3 protein-coding genes are annotated in these 3,718 nt (G+C 70.7%); all 3 read right to left on the reverse strand.

The features are described 5' to 3' along the window. Nucleotides 1–43: 43 nt before the first annotated feature. The 3 genes from ACFWFR_RS18400 to ACFWFR_RS18410 all read right to left on the reverse strand — a co-directional run bounded on the left by ACFWFR_RS18400 (nucleotide 44) and on the right by ACFWFR_RS18410 (nucleotide 3,568). The gene (locus ACFWFR_RS18400; RefSeq protein ID WP_377624045.1) at nucleotides 44–1,603 is read right to left on the reverse strand and encodes an NAD(P)/FAD-dependent oxidoreductase; all 1,560 of its coding nucleotides are present in this window, start codon (nucleotides 1,601–1,603) and stop codon (nucleotides 44–46) included. Nucleotides 1,604–1,805: 202 nt separating this feature from the next. Then, nucleotides 1,806–3,236: a hypothetical protein gene (locus ACFWFR_RS18405; protein WP_377624047.1), complete on the reverse strand. Its 1,431-nt coding sequence runs from the start codon at nucleotides 3,234–3,236 to the stop codon at nucleotides 1,806–1,808. Beyond that, nucleotides 3,236–3,568 (reverse strand): PadR family transcriptional regulator, encoded by a 333-nt coding sequence (locus ACFWFR_RS18410; protein ID WP_191800339.1) that lies wholly within the window; start codon nucleotides 3,566–3,568, stop codon nucleotides 3,236–3,238. Before ACFWFR_RS18410 ends, ACFWFR_RS18405 begins: the two co-directional genes overlap by 1 nt. Nucleotides 3,569–3,718: the final 150 nt, after the last annotated feature.

Below are 3,718 nucleotides of genomic sequence, written 5' to 3' on the forward strand. Positions count from 1 at the left end.
CTTCCGGGACCGCCCTCGCGGGACGTGCTGACGTGCGGGTGGCTCAGGCCTTGGTCGAGGCCTTCTTGGTCGCCTTCTTGGCGGGACCGTGGCCGGCCTCGGTGCCCGCGGCCTCAGCGGGAGCAGCCGTGGAGGACTTCGCCTCGGCACCGCCCGACTCGGCCTCGGCGGCCGACGACACGGCCTCCTGCTTGACGGGCTCGCCCGCGGCCTTGGGGGGCACGGACGCCTGGCGGAACTCCGCGCGCGGGTCGTGGAGCGAACCGAGCGAGACGAGCTCGCGGCCCATGAGGAACTGACCCATCCAGCCGATCGCGATGCGGATCTTGCGGTTGCCCGTGGGCATCGCCATCACGTGGTAGCTGCGGTGCATGGCCCAGGCGAGGAAGCCCTTGAGCTTGAAGATGCCGAACAGCTCGGCGACACCCTTGTACAGGCCGAGCGAGGCGACCGTACCGACGCTCTTGTGCTTGTACTCGACGGGCTCGTCGCTGCGCAGCACGGCGACCAGGTTGTCGGCGAGGCGCGTGGCCTCACGGATCGCGTGCTGAGCGTTCGGCGGGCAGAACTTGCCGGGGTTCAGCAGGTCCGGGACGGCGGCGCAGTCGCCTGCGGCCCAGGCGTCGGGGATGACGTTGCCGTCCTCGTCCGCGACCTGGAGCGTCGGGAGCACGATCACGCGGCCGAGCTTGTCGACCGGCAGGTCCGAGTTCTCCTTGAGGACCGGGTTCGCCTTGACGCCCGCGGTCCACACGATCGTGTCGGTGTCGAACTCGACGCCCGTCGAGGTGACGACGTGACCGTCGACGCACGAGGACAGGAACGTGTTGAGGTGGAACTCGATGCCGCGCTTCTTGAGCTCTTCGAGCGCGTAGAGGCCCATGGGCTCGGAGACCTCGGGGAGGATGCGTCCCGAGCCCTCGATCATCACGAAGCGCAGGTCCTCGGGGTTGATCGTCGGGTAGTTGCGGGTCGCGTAGCGCGCCATGTCCTCGATCTCGGCGATCGCCTCCATGCCGGCGAAGCCGCCGCCGATGAAGGCGAACGTGAGCATGCGCTTGCGCAGGTCCTGGTCCCAGGTGGACGACGCGACGTCCATCCGGTTGATGACGTGGTTGCGGACCGCGATGGCCTCTTCCACGTTCTTGAAGCCGATCGCGTTCTCCGCGAGGCCCGGGATGGGCAGCGTGCGCGAGACCGAGCCGAGGCCGACGATCAGGTGGTCGTAGGAGACCGAGTAGTCGTCGCCCTCCTCCGGGTGGATCGTGATGTTGCGCCCGGCGTGGTCGATCTCGACGACCTTGCCCTGGAGCACGTCGACACCCTTGAGGGCGCGGCGGTGGGGCGCGACGACGTCGCGCGCGTCGATCGACCCGGCGGCGGCCTCCGGCAGGAAGGGCGCGTACGTCATGTACGGGCGCGGGTCGACGACGACGATGGCCGCCTCGCGCTTGCCGAGCTTCTTGCGGAGACGGCGGGCCGAGTACAGACCGACAGAGCCGCCACCCAGGACGATGATGCGGGGGACCTTGCGGGGACGCGGCGACGCAGCGTTGTCCGCGTTCTGGGCAGGGGTGACCGAGGTCAGGTCATTCTGAGGCATGAAACCAGAGTATTACCGTCTTCAACTTCTTGGTGAACTTCTGTCCGATCCGTGGGCGTGACAACCTTCACAAGCGGCCTGTTTGCGTGTCGTTTGGGGGCGGTACGGCCGCTTTGGCGAGGGTTGCGAGGTCGCCGAACCCGAGGTTCGCCAGGCGACCGACGTGGGTCGCCTGGAGAACCTCGGGTGACGGGCCGGGGTGTCACCCGCCCGACGACGCAGCTCCCGTCGAGGCCTCGAGCACCGGTCGGGCCGTGGCCGGGGCGGGCGCGCCCGGCCCCCGGCCCGAGGGGGCCGTGGTCCCCTCGACCGGCTGGTCGACCGGGGTCTCGCCGCCGACCGGGGCCTCCGGGGAGGCCGGCACCTCGGGGGCTGCCGGGTCCGGCGCAGTGCCGGGCGTGGCGTCAGATGCGGTGCCGGGCGACGTGCCGGGCGTGGCCGCCTGTCCGCCGCCGCCCGTCGAGGGCACCAGGAGCGGCTGCGCCTGCAGGAAGGGCGACGGCATGGACCGCGGCTGCTCGCCCTCGAGCGGCACGGGACGCTCGGAGCCGTCCCACTCGACCGCGTCGTCGGGCAGCCCGCGCAACGGGTACACGTTCCAGCGCTCGCGCCCGTCGGTCGAGAACGACGGCTGGAAGTACCAACCCTGCTCGAAGTCCGGGAGGGTCCAGGCCTGCGTGGTGCCCTCCCCCGTGATGGTCCGGACGGGACGCCCCCGGTCGTCGAAGATCTGCACGTCCTGGAGAGCCCGACCGCTCGCGTCGTAGACGAACAGGTTGCTGACCTGCGAGCCGTCGACGAACACGCCGCCGTCCCCGCTCCCTGTGCTGACCCCGCTCGTGCCATAACCGTCGCCGGACGACCTGACCCCGTCGTCGAACCCCTGGTCGTACGAGCCTGCCGAGTACGTGTTCAGCCCGTTGAGCTGGGTGTTCGCCCCGAACGCAGCGCTCACGAAGAACGGCACGGCCACGACGACCGCGACGACGTTCACGACCTTGCGCAGGACGTGCACCGCGCGCCATCGCAGCCACCGGCCCCTCCCCCACTGCACGCTCACGACGATCGCCGCGAGCAGGAGCAGGCGCCAGAACGGCACCTGTGGCACGAGGCCGAAGCCCTCCGAGCCGCCCAGCCACTGGTGCACGACGAGCACCACGACCCACGCGCGCAGCACCCACCACACGGGCCGCAGCTCGGCTGCGAACTCCCTGAACGCGGCCCACTGCGGGGTGGACGTCAGCGGAGCCCACAGGGACTTCCACCCCGACTCGAAGATCCCTCCGACCACGGTCAACCGACCGCGCACCCCGATCCGCGGGCGGGGCCCCGGGGCTGCGGGGTCCAGACCGGCTGCCGACCGGAGCTCGGCGGCGTACGCGGCGGCCGGACCGAAGCGTGCGGCGACGTCGAGGAACGAGGTCGCTCCGCCGTCGGGCACCTCGCTTCCCTCCTGGCGCGGCCGCAACGCGCCCGGCATGTCGGCGAGCGCCTCCGCGAGATCCGCCTCGAGGCCGTCGGTGAGGTCGTCGACCTGCTCGGGCGACAGGTCCGCGAGGTGCGCGCGGACTTCCGCGGCGTAGCGGTGGACCTGGTCGAGGATCACGTCCTCAGGGCTCATGGTCGTGGACATCACGCGGCTCCTTCCGAGGTCCCGAGGAGGCCGGTCAGCGTGCCGGAGAACTCCTGCCACTCCTTGCGCTGGGTGTCGAGCACGGCCCGCCCCTGCGCGTTGATGCCGTAGTACTTGCGGTGCGGGCCCTCGTCGGAGGGGACCACGTAGCTCGTGAGCATCCCGCCCGAGTACAGGCGGCGCAGCGTGCCGTACACCGACGCGTCACCCACCTCGACGAGCCCCGCGGCTCGCAGGCGGCGCACGACGTCGTACCCGTACCCGTCCTCGTCCGCGACCACGGCGAGGACCGCCGCGTCGAGGACGCCCTTCAACAGCTGTGTGGTGTCCACCCTGACTCCCTGCTCGACCGGCTCCTGTGCGGCAGACACTACTACGCGAACCGCACTACTCGTCAGAACGAACTACCGCGTGTCACGCTCGTGAGCGCACACCCTCACCGAGAAGTGAGCAGATGCCCCTGGATCGCGCGATCCAGGGGC

The sequence above is a fragment of the Oerskovia sp. NPDC060287 genome, assembly GCF_042726775.1.
Classification (GTDB): Bacteria; Actinomycetota; Actinomycetes; order Actinomycetales; family Cellulomonadaceae; genus Oerskovia; species Oerskovia merdavium.

Excerpts from the sequence above, each read along its gene's own strand:
- ACFWFR_RS18400 (WP_377624045.1), bottom strand. The coding sequence starts at position 1,603 with ATGCCTCAGAATGACCTGACCTCGGTCACCCCTGCCCAGAACGCGGAC.
- ACFWFR_RS18405 (WP_377624047.1), bottom strand. The coding sequence starts at position 3,236 with ATGTCCACGACCATGAGCCCTGAGGACGTGATCCTCGACCAGGTCCAC.